The sequence below is a fragment of the Pseudomonas sp. P9_2 genome, assembly GCF_034008255.1.
GTDB classification, from domain to species: domain Bacteria; phylum Pseudomonadota; class Gammaproteobacteria; order Pseudomonadales; family Pseudomonadaceae; genus Aquipseudomonas; species Aquipseudomonas synxantha_A.
In genome coordinates this window covers 2,917,467-2,936,494 of the sequence record NZ_CP125376.1, presented here as the reverse complement: position 1 = coordinate 2,936,494, position 19,028 = coordinate 2,917,467, and the positions used below count along the sequence as shown (strand labels likewise).

The 19,028-nt window shown below is 60.1% G+C and carries 15 protein-coding genes and 1 pseudogene; 12 read left to right on the top strand and 4 right to left on the bottom strand.

Features of this window, described 5'->3' with window-relative positions; genetic code table 11:
* Positions 1-120 precede the first annotated feature (120 nt).
* On the bottom strand, positions 121-2,856 hold the full coding sequence (secA, locus tag QMK52_RS13085; RefSeq protein ID WP_005790947.1) for a preprotein translocase subunit SecA: 2,736 nt from the start codon (positions 2,854-2,856) through the stop codon (positions 121-123).
* 306 nt (positions 2,857-3,162) lie between these two features.
* Here secA and QMK52_RS13080 point away from each other — a divergent pair, with 306 nt between their 5' ends.
* Positions 3,163-3,618 carry a DUF721 domain-containing protein gene (locus QMK52_RS13080; RefSeq protein ID WP_005790949.1) on the top strand — a complete coding sequence of 152 codons (456 nt, stop codon included), beginning with the start codon at positions 3,163-3,165 and terminating at the stop codon, positions 3,616-3,618.
* Positions 3,619-3,621: 3 nt separating this feature from the next.
* On the opposite strand, the gene QMK52_RS13075 is transcribed toward QMK52_RS13080, so the two are convergent.
* Positions 3,622-5,100 carry a helicase HerA-like domain-containing protein gene (locus QMK52_RS13075; protein ID WP_005790951.1) on the bottom strand — a complete coding sequence of 493 codons (1,479 nt, stop codon included), beginning with the start codon at positions 5,098-5,100 and terminating at the stop codon, positions 3,622-3,624.
* A 205-nt stretch (positions 5,101-5,305) separates the two neighbouring features.
* Here QMK52_RS13075 and QMK52_RS27390 point away from each other — a divergent pair.
* From QMK52_RS27390 to QMK52_RS13055, 5 genes and pseudogenes are all read left to right on the top strand, one after another.
* A pseudogene (locus QMK52_RS27390) lies at positions 5,306-6,337 on the top strand (cache domain-containing protein); the annotation flags it as partial.
* A 93-nt stretch (positions 6,338-6,430) separates the two neighbouring features.
* Entirely contained in the window at positions 6,431-7,195 is a 765-nt protein-coding gene (locus QMK52_RS27385; protein WP_413817845.1) for a methyl-accepting chemotaxis protein, read from the top strand.
* 148 nt (positions 7,196-7,343) lie between these two features.
* Entirely contained in the window at positions 7,344-8,465 is a 1,122-nt protein-coding gene (locus tag QMK52_RS13065; protein ID WP_320404161.1) for a glycosyltransferase family 1 protein, read from the top strand.
* On the top strand, positions 8,458-9,210 hold the full coding sequence (locus QMK52_RS13060; protein WP_320404160.1) for a polysaccharide deacetylase family protein: 753 nt from the start codon (positions 8,458-8,460) through the stop codon (positions 9,208-9,210). The genes QMK52_RS13065 and QMK52_RS13060 overlap by 8 nt, the downstream gene beginning before the upstream one ends.
* Entirely contained in the window at positions 9,198-10,307 is a 1,110-nt protein-coding gene (locus tag QMK52_RS13055) for a lysylphosphatidylglycerol synthase transmembrane domain-containing protein (protein ID WP_320404159.1), read from the top strand. Before QMK52_RS13060 ends, QMK52_RS13055 begins: the two co-directional genes overlap by 13 nt.
* 124 nt (positions 10,308-10,431) lie before the next feature.
* Here QMK52_RS13055 and purU read toward each other — a convergent pair whose 3' ends face one another.
* Positions 10,432-11,280: a formyltetrahydrofolate deformylase gene (gene purU, locus QMK52_RS13050; protein ID WP_005790961.1), complete on the bottom strand. Its 849-nt coding sequence runs from the start codon at positions 11,278-11,280 to the stop codon at positions 10,432-10,434.
* A gap of 350 nt (positions 11,281-11,630) precedes the next feature.
* On the opposite strand from purU, the gene mvaT reads away from it, so the two are divergent.
* Positions 11,631-12,005 (top strand): histone-like nucleoid-structuring protein MvaT, encoded by a 375-nt coding sequence (mvaT, locus tag QMK52_RS13045; RefSeq protein ID WP_005790963.1) that lies wholly within the window; start codon positions 11,631-11,633, stop codon positions 12,003-12,005.
* 90 nt (positions 12,006-12,095) lie between these two features.
* Here mvaT and sbcB read toward each other — a convergent pair whose 3' ends face one another.
* Positions 12,096-13,523 (bottom strand): exodeoxyribonuclease I, encoded by a 1,428-nt coding sequence (gene sbcB / locus QMK52_RS13040; protein ID WP_005790965.1) that lies wholly within the window; start codon positions 13,521-13,523, stop codon positions 12,096-12,098.
* 167 nt (positions 13,524-13,690) lie between these two features.
* Here sbcB and QMK52_RS13035 point away from each other — a divergent pair, with 167 nt between their 5' ends.
* The 5 genes from QMK52_RS13035 to QMK52_RS13015 are packed head-to-tail and all read left to right on the top strand — an operon-like array spanning position 13,691 to position 19,022.
* On the top strand, positions 13,691-14,383 hold the full coding sequence (locus QMK52_RS13035; RefSeq protein ID WP_005790966.1) for an RDD family protein: 693 nt from the start codon (positions 13,691-13,693) through the stop codon (positions 14,381-14,383).
* A complete protein-coding gene (locus QMK52_RS13030) occupies positions 14,380-15,360 on the top strand; it encodes a stage II sporulation protein M (protein WP_005790967.1) in 981 nt (326 codons plus the stop codon). Before QMK52_RS13035 ends, QMK52_RS13030 begins: the two co-directional genes overlap by 4 nt.
* A complete protein-coding gene (locus tag QMK52_RS13025) occupies positions 15,347-16,876 on the top strand; it encodes a DUF4129 domain-containing protein (RefSeq protein ID WP_194439094.1) in 1,530 nt (509 codons plus the stop codon). Before QMK52_RS13030 ends, QMK52_RS13025 begins: the two co-directional genes overlap by 14 nt.
* On the top strand, positions 16,873-18,030 hold the full coding sequence (locus tag QMK52_RS13020) for a DUF4350 domain-containing protein (RefSeq protein WP_005790968.1): 1,158 nt from the start codon (positions 16,873-16,875) through the stop codon (positions 18,028-18,030). The genes QMK52_RS13025 and QMK52_RS13020 overlap by 4 nt, the downstream gene beginning before the upstream one ends.
* Positions 18,027-19,022 (top strand): AAA family ATPase, encoded by a 996-nt coding sequence (locus tag QMK52_RS13015; RefSeq protein ID WP_122733586.1) that lies wholly within the window; start codon positions 18,027-18,029, stop codon positions 19,020-19,022. The genes QMK52_RS13020 and QMK52_RS13015 overlap by 4 nt, the downstream gene beginning before the upstream one ends.
* Positions 19,023-19,028 lie beyond the last annotated feature (6 nt).

Genomic DNA, 19,028 nt, shown 5'->3' with positions numbered 1-19,028 from the left:
CGCTCCTTGAATATAGATGATGTCTGTGCCGTCGCTATCGACGGTGGGAATTAATGGCAAAACGCCGCGACGGCTGGTGCCGGTCGCGGCGCGGGGGTGTTGCAGCGTCAGGCGAAAATCTTATTCGATCTGGCCGTGGCAGTGTTTGTATTTCTTGCCCGAACCGCAGAAGCACAGCTCGTTGCGGCCCAGTTTCTGATCATTGCGAACCGGGCTTTGAGCCAGGGCCACGTCGACCTCTTCACCCAACGCTTCAGGCGCTTCCAGGCCCGGAGCCTCGTCATGCTGGAACTGCATGCGCGCAGCCAGTGCCTCGGCTTCCTGACGCAGGCGTGCCTCTTCCTCGATCGGGTCTTCGCGACGCACCTGAACGTGGGACAGCACGCGAATCGAATCGCGCTTGATCGAATCCAGCAGCTCGGAGAACAGCGTGAACGACTCGCGCTTGTACTCCTGCTTCGGGTTCTTCTGGGCGTAACCGCGCAGGTGGATGCCGTGACGCAGGTGGTCCATGGTCGACAGGTGGTCTTTCCACAGGTCGTCCAGCACGCGCAGCACGATTTGCTTCTCGAAGGTGCGCAGTGCTTCGGCACTCGCCTGCTCTTCTTTCTCGTTGTACGCGGCCAGCAGTTCGGCCATCAGTTTTTCGCGCAGGGTTTCTTCGTACAGGTGGTCGTCTTCGTCCAGCCATTGCTGAACCGGCAAGTCGACACCGAAGTCGCTCTTCAACGCGGCTTCCAGGCCGGCAACATCCCACTGCTCAGGCAGGGACTGTGGCGGGATATGGGCGCTGACGGTAGCGTTGAGCACGTCCTGACGGAAGTCAGCGATGGTCTCGCCAATATTGTCGGCGGCCAGCAACGTGTTACGCATGTGATAAATCACTTTACGCTGTTCGTTGTTGACGTCATCGAACTCGAGCAGTTGCTTGCGAATGTCGAAGTTGCGGCCTTCGACCTTGCGCTGGGCTTTCTCGATGGCGTTGGTCACCATGCGGTGCTCGATCGCTTCACCGGACTGCATGCCCAGGGCCTTCATGAAGTTCTTCACCCGATCGGAGGCGAAGATGCGCATCAGGCTGTCTTCCAGCGACAGGTAGAAACGGCTGGAACCGGCGTCACCCTGACGGCCGGCACGGCCACGCAGCTGGTTGTCGATACGGCGCGATTCGTGACGCTCGGAGGCGATCACCTGCAAGCCACCGGATTCCAGCACGGCCTGGTGGCGCTTCTGCCAGTCAGCCTTGATCTGGGCGATCTGCTCAGGGGTCGGGTTGTCGAGCGAGGCCACTTCCACTTCCCAGTTACCGCCCAACAGGATGTCGGTACCACGACCGGCCATGTTGGTGGCGATGGTCAGTGCGCCTGGGCGACCGGCCTGGGCGATGATCTCGGCTTCTTTTTCGTGGAACTTGGCGTTGAGTACCTTGTGCTCGATGCCTTCCTTGTTGAGCAGGTTGGACACGTGCTCGGAGGTCTCGATGGTGGCGGTACCCACCAGGATCGGGCGGCCCTTGGCCATGCCATCCTTGATGTCATTGATGATCGCCGCGTATTTCTCTTCGGCAGTCAGGAACACCAGGTCGTTGTAGTCTTTACGCGCCAACGGTTTGTTCGGCGGGATGACCATCACGGCCAGGTTGTAGATCTGGTGGAACTCGAACGCTTCGGTGTCGGCCGTACCGGTCATGCCGGACAGTTTGTTGTACAGACGGAAGTAGTTCTGGAAGGTGGTTGACGCCAACGTCTGGCTTTCGGCCTGGATGTTGAGGTGCTCCTTCGCTTCGATGGCCTGGTGCAGGCCTTCGGACAGACGGCGACCGGGCATGGTACGACCGGTGTGTTCGTCAACCAGCACGACCTGGCCGTCCTGCACGATGTATTCGACGTTGCGATGGAACAGCTTGTGGGCGCGCAGGCCAGCATACACGTGGGTCAACAGGCCCAGGTTGTGCGCCGAGTACAGGCTTTCACCCTCGGCCAGCTCGCCGATCTGGGTCAGCATCTCTTCGACGAACTGGTGACCGGCTTCGTTGAGTTCGACCTGGCGGGTCTTCTCGTCGATGGTGAAGTGACCTTCTTTGGTCACCACGCCTTCGACTTCCTCGATGTGCTGCTCCAGGCGCGGGATCAACTTGTTGATCTCGGTGTACAGGCGCGAGCTGTCTTCGGCCTGGCCGGAGATGATCAGCGGCGTACGGGCTTCGTCGATGAGGATGGAGTCGACTTCGTCGATCACGGCAAAGTTGAGTTCACGCTGGAATTTTTCTTCCATGCTGAACGCCATGTTGTCGCGCAGGTAGTCGAAACCGAATTCGTTGTTGGTGCCGTAGGTGATATCGGCGGCGTAGGCAGCGCGCTTCTCTTCCGGCGGTTGGAACGGCGTTACCACGCCGACGGTCAGGCCGAGGAATTCATACAGCGGGCGCATCCAGTTGGCGTCCCGGCGGGCCAGGTAGTCGTTCACCGTCACAACGTGCACGCCCTTGCCGGACAGTGCGTTGAGGTAAACGCCCAGGGTTGCCACCAGGGTCTTGCCTTCACCGGTACGCATTTCGGCAATCATGCCTTCATGCAAGGTCATGCCGCCGATCAACTGGACGTCGAAGTGGCGCATGCCCATAACGCGCTTACCGGCTTCGCGGGCGACCGCGAAGGCTTCGGGCAGCAGCTTGTCGAGGGTTTCACCTTTGGCTATGCGGGCCTTGAACTCTTGGGTCTTGGCGCGCAATTGCTCGTCCGACAGAGCAACCATCTGCTCCTCGAAGGCATTGACCAGCTGCACCGTCTTGAGCATGCGTTTGACTTCGCGCTCATTCTTGCTTCCAAAAAGTTTCTTTAACAAAGGCGCAAACATATCGGCAGGTTCTTCCACACATAGGGATGGAGGGCGCACCGTGAGTGGCCCGAGCAGCCCTCACGGCCGCATTGCGAACGCGCATTCTACCCGGAATCGTGGGTGAGGAAAGTAACGTTGTTTCCCGATGCAGGCGCGGCGCTATGAGAGGGCTTGTTTAAAATAAGGGCTTTTGCGCGAACTTCAACCCATAGAGCGCAGAAGTTACTTATTGATTTCATGGGTAAAGCCCAGCCAACGCATGGCTGCGGGGCGTACCGGCGCTTTCTGGTAAGATAACCGCTCTGTTACCTAAGGTGTCTAAACATGGCATTTCGCCCTCTTACAGCCCGCGCTCCCGGCGTGTTGCTTCGCGAAGCCAAGCCGTTGAAAGCCATCTTTGGCCATGCGCAACGCTTGGGCCGTTTGCAGCGCCTGCTTGAAAGCCAGTTGCAACCGGCCGCACGTGAGCATTGTCATGTGGCGTCCTGGCGAGAAGGCAATCTGCTATTAATTGTCACTGATGGCCATTGGGCCACACGCTTGCGCTATCAGCAAAAACGCTTGCAGCGCCAGTTGATGGTCTTTGATGAGTTCGCCGGTTTGACGCGCATTCAGTTCAAGGTACAGCCGCCCACCGTGCCGCAAGGCGCAGTGGGGCATACGATGGACCTGTCGGAAAATGCGGCCGAAACCCTCCAGGCAACCGCCGAAGGGATCAGCGACCCAGGCTTGCGCGCAGCCCTGGAACGGCTGGCCGCCCATGCCCGGCCCAAAGCCTGAACACTACTTGCGTTTGCTGCCGCCCAGCAACGAGCCCAACAGGCCACGTACCAACTGGCGCCCCATTTGATTGGCCGCCTGCTGCATGGCTGACTTCAGCGCCTTGCCGGCAGTAGTCCCCAGGAACGCACCGGCCTTGTCGGTAAAGCTCGGTTCTTCGGCGGTCGGTGCGGTTTCCTCGGTGGGCCCAAGTTCCTTGCGAGCCATCAGCACTTCATAGGCCGACTCCCGGTCAACCGGCTTGTCATAGCGGCCCAACAGCGGCGAACTGGCGACCAACGCCGCACGCTCTGCTGCGCTGAGCGGTCCGATCCGCGATTGCGGGGGAGCAACCAGTACGCGCTGGACGACTTCCGGGGTGCCCTTTTCCTGCAAGGTTCCCACCAACGCCTCACCCGTCCCCAACTCTGTGAGCACCGACAAGGTATCGAAGGTCGGGTTGGGCCGGAAACCGTCGGCCACCGCCCGCAGGGATTTCTGCTCTTTGGCGGTGAACGCGCGCAAACCATGCTGAATGCGCAAACCCAATTGCGCCAGCACCGTATCCGGCAAGTCGCCCGGCGATTGGGTGACAAAGTACACGCCGACGCCTTTGGAGCGGATCAAGCGTACGACTTGCTCCAGACGTTCCTGCAAGGCTTTTGGCGTATCCGCGAACAGCAAATGCGCCTCGTCGAAAAACAGCGCCAGCAGCGGTTTGTCGGCATCGCCACGCTCCGGCAATTGCTCAAACAACTCTGCCAGCAGCCACAACAGGAAGGTCGCGTAGACCTTCGGCGCTTCATGCACCAGCCGGCTGGCATCGAGCAGGTGAATGCGCCCGCGGCCATCGCTGGCCGGTTGCAGAATATCTTCAAGTTGCAGGGCCGGCTCGCCAAACAAGGCTTCGGCGCCCTGCTGCTCCAGCACCGCCAGGCGCCGTAACAGCGCCTGGCTGGAACCGGTGGTCATCAACGCCGCGTCGTCACCCAGCAGCTCCGGGTGATAGCGCAGGTGATTGAGCAGTGCCTTGAGATCCTTGAGGTCCAGCAGCAACAGACCTTCACGGTCGGCCACCTTGAAGGTCGCATAGAGCGCCGATTGCTGGCTGTCAGTCAGCTCCAACAAGCTGCCGAGCAGCAACGGGCCCATTTCGCTGATGGTGGTGCGCAGCGGATGACCGGACTGCCCGTGGATATCCCACAGGGTGACCGGATACGCCTGGGCCGTGTAGTCCAGGAACGGCATACCGGCAATGCGCTCGGCCACTTTGCCCTGAGGGTTGGCGGCGGCGCCCAGGCCACAGAGGTCGCCCTTGATGTCGGCGGCGAACACCGCCACGCCCGCATCACTGAAGGCTTCGGCCAGGCGCTGCAAGGTGACGGTCTTGCCGGTGCCGGTGGCGCCGGCGATCAACCCATGACGGTTGGCCAGGCGCATGGACTGGGCGATGGGCTGGCCGTCAAGGCCGGCACCGATAAGCAGTTGTGTGGAGTCAGGCATTTCGTCACCTATGGTTAATCTTTAGTGCCGCGAGGTCGATATAGACGGATGTAAGCCCGACAAAGACTAAAAAACGGTCAGATAATTCCGATATGGACCAACGGAGCTATCACCAGAAATACCACACCTTTTTTAACGCTGCCATTTTGCGCCTCCCCTATAGGACGCGCCTCGGATATTAAGACCTTAGCGGACCCTACAAGCCATGAATAAAAATCTGCGCTTCAGCCACAAGATCCTGCTTGCAGCCTCCCTTATCGTCATCGCCGCCTTCGCGTTGTTCACCCTTTACAACGACTACCTGCAGCGCAATGCGATTCGTGACGACCTCAATAACTACCTGCACGAAATGGGCGACGTTACCGCCAGCAATATCCAGACCTGGCTCACCGGGCGTATCGCCCTGGTGGAAAACGCTGCGCAAAACATTGCCATCAATCCTGAACCGTCTGTGGTTGCCGGCCTACTGGAACAGAAAGCGCTGACGTCTTCGTTCATGGCGACCTACGTGGGTGACAGCCAGGGCACCTTCACCATTCGCCCTGACACCAAGATGCCCGACGGCTTCGACCCGCGTGTTCGCCCCTGGTACAAGGGCGCCCAGGCCAGCAATGGCTCAACCCTGACCGAACCTTATATAGATGCGGCCACCGGGCAACTGATCATCTCCGTGGCCACCCCCAGCGCCAAGGGCGGCCAAAGTGTCGGCGTGGTAGGCGGCGACCTGAGCCTGCAAACCCTGGTGGATAACATTGGCGCGCTGGATTTTGGCGGCATGGGCTATGCCTTTCTGGTCAGTGCCGACGGCAAGGTGCTCGTGCACCCGGACAAAAACCTGGTGATGAAGACCCTGGCTGACGTGTATCCAAAGGACACGCCGAAGATCAGCAGCGACTTCAGCGAAGTACAAGCCAACGGCAAAACCAACATCGTGACGTTTACCCCGATCAAGGGTCTGCCATCGGTGAACTGGTACCTGGGTGTTTCGGTGGATAAAGCCAAATCGTTCGCCATGCTCAGTGAGTTCCGCACATCAGCCGTGATCGCTACGATCATCGCGGTGGTGATCATCATCGCCTTGCTGGGCATGTTGATCCGCGTGCTGCTGCAACCGCTGCACCTGATGACCCGGGCCATGCAGGACATCGCCGACGGCGAGGGCGACCTGACCCGGCGCCTGATCATCCAGAACAACGATGAGTTCGGCACCCTGGGTACGGCCTTCAACCGCTTCGTCGAGCGCATCCACACCTCGATTCGCGAAGTGTCGTCAGCCACCGAGCAGGTCAATGAAGTGGCGCTGCGCGTGGTCAGCGCCTCCAATTCGTCGATGGTCAACTCCGACGAACAGGCCAACCGCACCAACAGCGTCGCCGCTGCCATCAACCAGTTGGGTGCCGCCGCCCAGGAGATCGCACGCAACGCCGCGCAAGCCTCCAATCAGGCCAGCGACGCCCGGCATTTGGCTGAAGACGGCCAGCAAGTGGTTGAGCGCAATATCAAGGCAATGACGCAGTTATCGAACATGATCAGCGCCTCCAGCAGCAATATCGAAGCACTTAACAACAAGACGGTGAATATCGGCCAGATCCTCGAAGTGATCACCAGCATCTCCCAGCAAACCAACCTGCTGGCGCTCAACGCCGCTATCGAAGCGGCGCGCGCCGGGGAAGCCGGGCGTGGCTTTGCGGTAGTGGCCGATGAAGTGCGCAACCTGGCCCATCGCACTCAGGAATCGGCGCAACAGGTGCAAACGATGATCGAGGAGCTACAAGTGGGCGCGCGCGATTCGGTCAGTACCATGAGTGAAAGCCAGCGTCACAGCCTGGACAGCGTGGAAATCGCCAACTTGGCCGGTGAGCGCTTGAACAGCGTGACCCAGCGCATTGGCGAGATCGACGGTATGAACCAGTCGGTCGCCACCGCCACTGAAGAACAGACCTCGGTAGTGGAGTCGATCAACATGGACATCACCGAGATCAACACCCTCAATCAGGAAGGGGTGGAAAACCTGCAATCGACGCTGCGCGCCTGCTCGGACCTGGAACAACAGGCCTCGCGCCTGAAGCAATTGGTGGGTAGCTTCCGGATCTGAGGTCCCCCACCTTAATCCACCTGTAGGAGCGAGCTTGCTCGCTCCTACACAGTGCATTTGTCCGCTCCCGCCACCTTCATCCTGCGAATCTAAACCGAACATCTATCCTTACCTCAGGTCCATCTAGGGAGAGCAATGGATCGGAGGGATGTTCATCGTGCATATCGCTGACATAACCATGTTCTACGCCCCGGCAAGCGGTGGCGTACGCACTTACCTCGATGCCAAGCATCGACGTCTGGCGCTCAAGCCCGGGATTCGCCACAGCCTGTTGATCCCCGGCGCGCACTTGAGCGAACAGGACGGGGTCTTCAAAGTACCGGCCCCTGCCCTGCCCTTTGGCAAGGGTTACCGCTTCCCCCTTCGCCTGGCGCCCTGGCGAAATGTCCTGCACGATTTACAGCCCGATCTGATCGAGGTCGGCGATCCATACCTGACTGCCTGGGCCGCGCTGGATGCCCGGCGTCAGTTGGATGTGCCGGTCATCGGCTTCTACCACTCCGACCTGCCGCTGCTGGTGAGCAACCGCATGGGACCCTGGTTTACTCCCAACGTTGAAGCCTATGTAAGCAAACTCTATGGGAATTTTGACCGGGTGCTCGCCCCCAGCCAGGTAATGGCCGACAAACTCAGTGGACTCGGGGTAAAAAACGTCTTCGTCCAACCTCTGGGGGTTGACCTGCACACCTTCACCCCGGATGTGCGCGACCCCGGCCTGCGCGCCGAACTGGGGATTGGCCAGGATACACGGCTGCTGATCTTCGCCGGACGCGGTTCCAAGGAGAAGAACCTGCCGGTACTGCTCAACTGCATGAAGCGCCTGGGCGAGGGCTACCACTTGTTGCTGGTGGGCTCCGGTATGCCAGCCAGCGTGCCGGACAATGTCACTGTGATAGATGGTTTCCGCCCCGCCCACCATGTTGCCCGCCTGATGGCCAGCGCCGACGCCTTGTTGCATGGTGGCGACCAGGAAACCTTCGGCCTGGTGATTCTGGAAGCCATGGCCAGTGGCATCCCGGTCGTCGCCGTCGCGGCCGGGGCCTTTACCGAGATTGTCGATGAGCGCTGTGGCCTGCTGTGTGCCCCCAACGACCCCAAGGCGATGGCCGATTCGGTGCGCGAACTGTTCAGCACCGACAGCCGGCGTTTGGGCGCCCAGGCTCGGCGCCATGTCGAGCAGCATTACGCGTGGGACACGGTGGTCGACAGCCTGCTGGGGCATTACCACGCGGTGCTGGGCAGTCACAAGCCGATGCTCGCCCATGGCTGAACCTGCGCTGATGCTGGTGCTGCACGACGTGGCACCGAGCACCTGGGCCGACTACCGGCCTTTTGTCGAGGCCGTCGATGCCTTGGGCAACGTGCCCATCACCTGGCTGGTGGTGCCAGACTTCCATCACCATGATGCCCTGGCAGCCCACCGCGATTTTCGCCAACTGCTCGACAGCCGCATCGCCAAGGGCGACGAACTCGCCTTGCACGGCTATTACCACTGCGACGACCAACCTGCGCCGCGTTCGCCGAAAGAGTGGTTCATGCGGCGCATCTACACCCATGAAGGCGAGTTTTACCAGTTGTCCGAGGCCGAGGCGTTGCGGCGTCTTACTGCCGGCATCGAAATATTCCAGCGCAATGACTGGCCGTTGCACGGCTTTGTCGCCCCGGCCTGGTTGATGAGCGAAGGCACCCGCCAGGCGTTGCGCCAGTTACCGCTTTGCTACACCAGCGACCCGCAGCATCTTTATCGCCTGCCTGACTTCACCCCTATCGATGCCCCGGGTCTGGTCTGGAGCGCTCGCAGCGCCTGGCGCCGCGGGCTGTCCAAAGTGCTCAGCGACCGGCGCGAGCAGCGCTGGCGCGAGGCCCCGTTGATCCGATTGGGATTGCACCCGGTGGACATGCGCCACGAGTTTTCCCGTGGTTATTGGCTGCAAACCCTGCAACGCCTGCTCAACGCGGGTCGTCGCCCCCACACCAAGGCCGCCTGGCTGAAGACGCAGTCATGGGCCGACTGATCTGGCTGCTGTTGGCCCTCTTGGTCGCACTGTTGATACCCGTATGGCTGGGCGGCGGCGAAACGGTTACGCGCCTGCGGCAGTTTCCCTTACCCCAACTAGTGGGGATGTTTGCCATGATTATCGGCTGCTGGCTGATCAACAGCCTGCGTCTGCGCCTGTTGCTGGGCGAGCAAGGCAGCCAACTGGGACGGCTCAAAAGCCTGGGGGCAGTGATATCGACCGAGTTCGCCATGTGCGCCACGCCCGGCGGCAGCGGCGGACCGCTGACCCTGATGGCGTTGCTGGCGCGCAATGGCATACGCCCTGCCCGTGCGAGCGCGGTATTCGCCATGGACCAGTTGAGCGATTTGCTGTTTTTTCTGTGCGCCTTGGCGGGAATCGTTTTGTATGCGCTGTTCCATAGCCTCAACCCGCGCCTGGAATGGTTGCTGGGGCTCAGTGTCATATCGATGATCGGCGGGATCATCAGTGGCCTGGCGGTGGTGCGTTTTCATCGTCGGCTGATTCGCCTGGCCGGCGCGATGCTCAAGGCCATTAGGGTAAGGGCCCCCGCCCGTCGGCGCTGGGCTCGCAGGTTGCTGCGTTTTCTCGCGGCGTTCACTGCCACACTGAAATTACCCTGGCCCTTGTTGCTCGGAGTGTTCGCGCTGACCAGCCTGCATTGGTTGTTGCGCTACAGCGTGTTGTACCTGGCGCTGCGCGGTTTGGGCGGGGATGTGCAGTGGGCCTTGAGCTTCCTGATCCAGATGCTGTCCCTGACGGCGGGGCAGTTCAGTCTGTTGCCGGGCGGGGCGGGAGCAGCAGAGCTGACATCAGCGGCCTTACTGGCCCCCATGGTCGGCAAGTCCACTGCGGCAGCGGCAATCCTGATCTGGCGGGCGGTCACCTATTACTTCTATCTGCTGGCCGGCGCCCCGGTCTTTGTGCTGATGGTCGGCAAACCGCTGCTCAAGCGTCTTTTACACGGTCGACAGGCGGCTCGTCCTGCGCCTGCAGCTGTTCCCACAAACGGGCCGCATCGGGAAACTCAGTACCATCCTCGGCGCCCAGCGCCTGCGGGTCGTAGCGACTCAGACAACCCTCGCCCACCGTAGCGGGCGCCCTGGAGGTGGCTTTATCGAGTGGATCGGTCATAGAGGCCTCCTTGAGAGCAGGAATAAAAAAGGGCCTGAGGAGTTTTACTCCCAGGCCCTTTTTTATTCAACCAAACCCGAACGATCAGAACACCACGGTCTTGTTGCCGTGTACCAATACCCGATCTTCCAAGTGGTAACGCAGGCCACGCGCCAGCACCATCTTCTCGACGTCCCGGCCAAACCGCACCATGTCTTCGATGCTGTCACTGTGGCTGACACGCACCACGTCCTGTTCGATGATCGGGCCGGCGTCCAGCTCTTCGGTGACGTAGTGGCACGTCGCGCCAATCAATTTCACGCCGCGCAGGGAAGCCTGGTGATACGGCTTGGCCCCAACAAACGATGGCAAGAAACTGTGATGGATATTGATCACCTTGCCGGCGTATTCGCGGCACAGTTCAGGTGGCAGGATCTGCATATAGCGCGCCAGCACCACCACATCCGCTTCGTGCTGCTTGACCAAGCGCGACACCTCGGCGAATGCCGGCTCCTTGTCCTGCGGGTTGACCGGTACGTGGTAGTACGGGATGCCATGCCACTCGACCATGCTGCGCAGGTCGTCATGGTTGGAGATCACGCAGGCGATCTCGCAGTCCAGCTCGTCGCTGTGCCAACGGTGCAGCAGATCTGCCAGGCAGTGGGATTCGCGGCTGGCCATCAGCACCACGCGTTTTTTCTGTTCCGTGTCGGTGATGTGCCAGGTCATCGAAAACTCTTCAGCGATGGGCGCAAACGCCTCGCGGAAAGCTTCCAGGCCAAAGGGCAGCGTATCGGCACGAATTTCGTGACGCATGAAAAACCAACCGCTGAGATCGTCCGAGTGATGGCTCGCCTCGGTGATCCAACCATTGTGGGAAGCCAGAAAGTTACTGACCTTGGCAACGATGCCAACCCGGTCCGGGCAAGCAATCACCAGCCGAAAAGTGCGCATTAGGGGGAAACTCCAGAACTTCGCAAAGGCCGCTATTCTAGCGATTGCGCAGAAAAACTGCAGTATTCCTTGCGCCTTATTCTGCAGCCGCCTGGTGGCAACAGCCCTTAATAGCGTAAGGCTTTACCATCGCTATATGACCGTACAACGGTACGCCCAGACAGTTAGCGAAAAATTAAGGTATTTATCTTTCGACGTAACGGCTGCCAATTAACACTTTTGCATCGCGTTGCCACAAACATTCAATCTGCTTCACATAAATATCTTCTTAAATGTTTACTTGGTGAAATTGCCTGACTATTATTAGGCCACTCACCCTGTCAATCAGCGTTCTACATAAGGTAGTCCACATGTCCCTGATCAACGAATACCGCGCCACCGAAGAAGCAATCAAAGAGCTGCAAGCCCGTTTGAAGAACCTGTCCCAAGACGACAAGCTGCAAACCGAGCTGGAATTCGAAGGCAAACTGCGCACCCTGATGGGTGAATACTCCAAATCCCTGCGTGACATCATCGCGCTGCTGGATCCAGAATCGAAAGTTAAAGCGCCGCGCGGCGCTGTAAAAACTACTGGCACCAAGCGTGCTCGCAAAGTCAAGCAATACAAAAACCCGCACAACGGCGAAGTGATTGAAACCAAAGGTGGCAACCACAAAACTCTGAAAGAGTGGAAAGCCAAGTGGGGCGGTGACGTAGTTGAAGGTTGGGCGACTCTGCTGGGCTAAGCCTGGTCGGACGTTCACCCGATACGCTACACATTAAAAACGCCAGCTTGCTGGCGTTTTTTATTGTCTGAATACTCAGCAATTACCAGCCTACAGGCTCAGGCGGGCCGCTAAAGAATCGGCATACTCCTGCCATTGATCCAGCACCTGGCACTGAAATGAGGTGGCACTAAGCGCCAACTCCTCGCGCGCCTGCTTAAATGCCATCAGGGTATTCGGTGCTCCCCACTGCGGATCTGACAAACGTTGCTGACAGAAAAGTCTCCAGCGTTGTTGCTCCTCTGTATTCAAGGTTTCAGGGAAGTTACGTGCACGATAGCGAAATAATAATTCCGGCAAACGATGATCATCGAACGGCCACGATTGATGTGCTAATTGAGCGGGCTCTGCCATGCGAACTTGTTCACATAACCGGCGATCCCGATCGCCAATAAAGCCATCGTAGAGCTGCTGCTCCGGGTCTGCATTCGAGGCAAAGTCCTCCTCGGCATAAATGGCCGCCAACTTGTCGCGCCAAACTTCCTGTGCGTCAGTTAGCCGCAGCGCCCGCGCCTGATAGGTGCTCATATCCAATTGCAGACGCTCGCGATCTTGCGCACGCAACACCTTCAACGGTGCTACCACCGGGCAGCGGTTGATATGCAACAACTTGAGGGGCACCGGCAGTTCACCGTCCGCCAACTCATCACGGCGCGTATAGAGGCGCTCGCGCAAGGTCTGTGCATCCAGCTCCAGCAACCCCTGTGGGTCGAGCCCAAGGTCGCAGACGATCAACGCATTGCGGTTGCGCGGGTGCCAGGCCAGGGGCAAGACCACGCCCAGGTAATGGCGCTCGGCGGAAAAACGCCCGGAGATATGCACCATCGGTTGCAACAACCGCACCTCATCCATAACTCGCTGCTTGCTGCGCAGTTGAAATAACCACTCGTACAGCCTGGGCTGCTTTTGCCGAACCAATCGCGCCAGGGCGATGGTTGCACGCACATCAGATAACGCATCGTGTGCCTGACCATGGTCGATACCATTGGCGTGGGTCAGCCGCTCCAGCTTGAGCGTCACGCGCCCGTCCTGCTCAGGCCAGATAATACCCTCCGGCCGCAGCGCGTAGGCAGTGCGCATCACGTCGATCAAATCCCAACGGCTGTTACCGCCCTGCCACTCGCGCGCGTAAGGATCGAAAAAATTGCGGTACAGGCTGTAGCGCGTCATTTCATCGTCAAACCGCAGCGTGTTGTAACCGGCGCCGCAGGTGCCTGGCGCGGCCAACTCGGCGTGCACCCGGGTCATGAAGTCGGCTTCGGCAAGGCCCTTCTGTGCCAGGACGCCTGGCGTGATACCGGTGATCGCGCACGCAGCCGGATGGGGCAGAATATCGTCGCCGGGCTGACAATAAAGATTGATCGGCTCGCCGACCTCGTTGAGTTCGAGATCGGTGCGAATACCGGCAACCTGGAGCGGGCGATCGTTGCGCGGGTTGATGCCGGTGGTTTCATAGTCGTACCAGAAAATCGAGGTCACGGGCTATTCCTGTGCTGAAGACCGACAAAGTCTAGGCGCTGCAAGGTGTCTGGGGCCAGCGATACCTTTACTGTATAAATATCCAGTAAAACCTTGAATGGTTGCTTCCAGCGTCGACACTGCTAGCATCCGTGTCTCCTAACCGCTTTGCACTGCCAGGGATCGCAATGCCGCCAGCTCCTTTGGATACCCATTACCAAATCGAGACCCCGGAGGGGATCGACCTGCCCTTGCGCCCTGCCGGCCTGCCATCCCGGGCATTGGCCTTTGCATTCGACCTGGGTGTGCGTGGCATCATCATGGGCATCCTGCTGGTGCCCCTGGCGCTGCTGGGCAATATTGGCCTCGGGCTGGGGTCGCTTCTGCTGTTCCTGGTGAGCTGGTGGTACATGGTGCTGTTTGAAGTGCTCAACCAGGGCTGCTCGCCGGGCAAGCAGGTCATGGGCCTGCGAGTGGTGCAGGATGACGGCACCCCGATTGGCTGGTCGGCGTCGCTGATCCGCAACCTGCTGCGCTTTGTCGACATGCTGCCTTTTGGTTACTTCCTCGGTGCGATCAGCTGCCTGCAACACCCGCACTTCAAGCGTCTGGGCGATCTGGCCGCCGGTACACTGGTGGTCTACCGCGAACTACCGCTGGTGCGCCCGCGTATCCCTCAAGCCGCCGCGCTGCGGCTGCCCTTTGCACTGGAGTTGAGCGAACAGCGGGCCATCCTCGGTTTTGCCGAGCGCCAGGCCGAGCTGTCTGCCGAACGCGTGCATGAACTGGCGGCGATCCTCGCCACGCCCCTGCAAGTGCCTCCGGCACGCGCCGTGGAGCAACTCAACGGTGTGGCCCGTGGCTTATTGGGGCCGACATGAAGCAGAGTCTTTTTGAAAGCCGCCACCAGCAGCAATGGCAAACCTTCGCGCAACAACTTGAGCAGTTGGAGCAAGGCAAAGCCAAGGCTGGCGGAGTGGCTGACTTCCCTCACCAGTATCGACGCCTGTGCCAACACCTGGCCCTGGCCCAACAGCGTGGCTACAGCAGCTACCTGGTAGACCGGCTGCAGCAACTGGCGCTGCGCGGCCATCAACAGTTGTATCGCCATCGCAGCCAACTGGCGGCCAAGATGCTGGCGTTCCTGCTCGCCGATTTCCCATGCCTGGTACGTGAACAGTGGCGCTTCGTACTGATCTCCGGTCTGCTGTTCTTCGGCAGCCTGGTGGGCATTGCACTGCTGGTCTACCTGTTCCCCGACCTTATCTACAGCATCGTCAGCGCCCAACAGGTGGCCGAGATGCAGGGCATGTACGACCCCGCCGCCAGTCGTCTGGGGCGCGCCGCCGAGCGTGCAGCCAGCGAGGACTGGATGATGTTTGGCTATTACGTGATGCACAACATCGGCATCGCCTTCCAGACGTTTGCCGCCGGCCTGTTGTTTGGCCTGGGCAGCGTGTTCTTCCTGATTTTCAACGGTTTGGTCATCGGCGCGGTCTCAGGGCACCTGACCGACATTGGCTATGGTCAAACCTTCTGGTCATTCGTCATCGGTCATGGCGCATTCGAATTGAGCGCCATTGCGCTGGCCGGTGCCGCGGGTTTGCAATTGGGTTGGTCACTGATCGCTCCCGGGCGGCTGGCACGCAGCGAAGCCTTGCGCCTGGCAGCCCACAAAAGTGTGCGGATACTTTGCGGCGTCATGGTGTTTCTGCTGATCGCGGCGTTCATCGAAGCCTATTGGTCCTCCACCACCCACATCGAGCCCTGGCTCAAATACCTGGTAGGCACCGCGCTCTGGCTGCTGGTGGCCGTTTACCTGATCTTCGCCGGACGGAATCGCCATGCGCCTGACTGACGCCAGCGTGGTGATTCGCCCGCGTACTTCCTGGGAAGCCATGGACCTGGGCGTACTGATGGCCAGGGAACATCGTTTGCTGCTGATGGGCAGTTGGGCGATGGTGAGCCTGCCGGTGTTTATCTCGCTGACCGTACTGCTGTGGAATTACCCGTCGCTGGCCATGTTTCTGTTCTGGTGGCTCAAGCCGGCCTTTGACCGCTTGCCGCTGTACATTCTTTCCAAAGCCCTGTTTGGCGACCCCCCCCGTCTCAAACAGGCCATTCGCCAGTGGCCGCAACTGCTCAAGGGGCAACTGTTCGCCAGCCTGACCTGGCGACGCCTGAGCATGAGCCGCAGCTTTACGTTGCCGGTAAGTCAACTTGAAGGCCTCGAGGGTCAGGCGCGGCAACAGCGCCTGGGGATATTGCTGCAACGTAACGCTGGTGCCGCCCGCTGGCTGACCATTATCGGCGTACACCTGGAAATCGGCCTGTGGTTCGGCGCCATGGCGCTGTTCTATTTATTCATCCCGCAGCAGCTGGAAATGGATTGGGACTGGCAACGCCTGGCACTGGCAACCAGCCCGAACGTGCTGTGGCTGGAGCACCTGGGCAATGCCTTTTACGCGCTGATCCTGGTGTTCTGGGAACCCATCTACGTTGCCTGTGGTTTCAGCCTGTACCTCAATCGTCGTACGGCTCTGGAAGCCTGGGACCTGGAGTTGGTATTCCGCCGTTTGCGTCAGCGCCTGAGCAGTGCCGCGTCGCTGTTGTTGCTGGTCGTCGGGCTGACGCTCATACCGTTCAGCCCACCCGCCATGGCCGATGAATCAACGGGCCATAAGCCACTCAATACCCAGGCTGCCAGTCAGTCCATCAAGGCACTGCTGGACAAGCCGCCCTTCAAGAACCCGGAAACCGTCACCCGTTATCGGTTTGGTGAAGAAAAAACACCGGTTAAAAGCACAGCCCGTGGCGACGGTAAATTACCCGGTTGGCTCCAGGCCTTACTCGACAATCTCAACAGCGACACCTTCAAACCCCTCGCCAAAACCCTGGAAATACTATTGTGGAGCCTGGTGATTGGTGGGCTGGCCCTGGTGGTGTGGCGTTACCGTGAGTGGCTACGCACCTTTGTCAGCCGCAGCCGGCGCGCCCGCCCTGCAACCGCCACCCCTACCCCCGCTCAGTTGTTCGGGCTGGAGCTGGGGCTCGATACATTGCCGCAAGATATCGCCAGTGCCGCCGAACAACTATGGCCCACTCAGCCAAGGCAAGCCCTTGGCCTGCTGTATCGCGGCCTGCTCAGCCGGCTACTGCATGAATTCGACCTGCCGCTCAAAAGCGCCGACACCGAAGGCCAGGTGCTGGAGCGCGTTCGACACTTGCAACAACCGCAGTTGCTGGCTTTCAGTGACGAACTGACGCGTCACTGGCAAAACCTCGCCTATGGTCATCGCCTGCCGCCCTCCTCGACCCAACAAAAGCTGTGCAGCGATTGGCGCGCTCTGTTCAATGACGGAGCCAGCCAATGAACCGGCCATTATTGTGGGTGGCACTGCTGCTGGTATGCCTGCTGGGCGTGGGTGGCTTGTACGCCTGGCACAAGGCAATCCCCTATGACGAAGTGGTGGACCGCGGCCCATCGCCGGATGCACTCGCCAATCCTTATCTGGCTGCCGAGCATTTCCTGCACCAGCAAGGCCTGGTGGTGGAACGCGCCAACGGCCTTGAACGGCTCGCGGACCTACCCGCCAAAGGTCATAGCCTGTTGCTGCTGGGGGAACGCAGCAACATGACCCCGCGCCAGGTCGAGCAACTGCTGGGTTGGACAAACGCCGGCGGGCACTTGCTGCTGGTCGCCGAGGCATTGTGGGACGAGGAGACCAGCAAGAGCGGCGACCTGCTGCTTGATCGCCTTGATATCCACCAGGCTTTGAGCGAAACCTTCGACGAACCGGCGCCTGCCCGTAAAAAGCCTGCGGCAGACTTGACCAGGCTTTATGTCGACAACGAAACCGCCCCGGCGTATTTCAGTTTTGACACCGACTTCAACCTCATCGACCCCAAACACCTGGCGCAGTTTTCCGCCAACAGCGCCCATTCAAGCCACCTGATGCAACTCAACCTGGGGCACGGCCGCGTCACTGTGATTACCGATAGCGACCTGTGGAAAACCCCGAGCATCGGTCAACACGATAACGCCTGGTTGCTGTGGTACCTGACCCAGGAGACTGACGTCACCTTGCTGTTCAACAGTGAAACGGACGATCTGTTTACCCTGTTGATTCGATATTTCCCACAAGCCCTCGTCGCCCTTGCGGCACTGGTTGCCCTGGCGCTATGGCAGGCCGCCATGCGCCAGGGCCCGATCCAGGCACCGGCGCCCAAGGCACGTCGGCAGCTCCAGGAACATTTGAAGGCCAGCGCCGATTTCCTGCTGCGCCGCAGCGGCCAGGGCACCTTGCTGCAAGCCTTGCAGCACGACATCCTGCGCGCCGCCCGGCGACGCCATCCAGGCTTTGAGCATCTCGATACAGCAGAGCAGTGGCAGGTGCTGGAACACCTGACGCGACAACCCCCTCATATCATCAGCCAGGCGCTCGAACCACTGACGCAGAAACGGCTCTCCAGCGCCGACTTCAGCCGACAGGTTGCGTGCCTGCAAACCCTCAGGAATGCCTTATGAGCGACTCTCCAATGGTCACCGCCCTGACCGCCGAGAACCTGCAACGTGCCAGCCAGCAAGCCCAGGCCCTGCGTGTGGAATTGCGCAAGGCAGTGATTGGCCAGGATCAGGTGATTGACGATGTGCTCACCGCCTTGATCGCAGGCGGCCATGTACTGCTCGAAGGCGTACCCGGGCTCGGCAAGACCTTGCTGGTACGTGCCCTGGCCCGATGCTTTGGCGGTGATTTCGCCCGTATCCAGTTCACCCCGGACCTGATGCCCAGCGATGTCACCGGCCACGCCGTGTACGACCTGCAGACCGCACAGTTCAAACTGCGCAAGGGGCCATTGTTTACCCACCTGTTGCTGGCCGACGAAATCAATCGCGCCCCGGCCAAGACCCAGGCAGCGTTGCTCGAAGCCATGCAGGAACGCCAAGTCACCCTTGAGGGCGAGGCATTGCCCATCGGCGAGCCCTTCATGGTGCTGGCGACCCAGAACCCCATCGAGCAGGAAGGCACCTACCCGTTGCCCGAGGCCGAGTTGGACCGGTTCATGCTCAAGGTCCGCATGGACTACCCCGACGCCCAACAAGAACTGGACATGGTCCGCGAAGTGACGCGCTCATCCAGGGCAGACATGCTGGATGTACAGCCGTTGCGCACCGTGCTGCAAGCCGAGGATGTGGTGCTGATGCAGCAGATCGCCAGTGACGTGCCCCTGGATGAACAGGTGCTCGATTACGCTGTGCGCCTGGCGCGCGCCACACGCAGTTGGCCAGGATTGACCATCGGTGCCGGGCCCAGGGCCTCTATCGCCCTGGTACGCGGCGGCCGCGCCCGGGCTCTGTTGCGTGGTGCAGAATTCGTGACACCCGATGACATCAAGGGCTGTGCCCTGGCAGTGCTGCGGCATCGGGTACGCATTGCGCCGGAACTGGACATCGACGGCCTGGAGGTGGATCAGGTGCTCAAGCAGTTGCTGGATCAAGTAGCGGCGCCAAGGCAATGACACGCC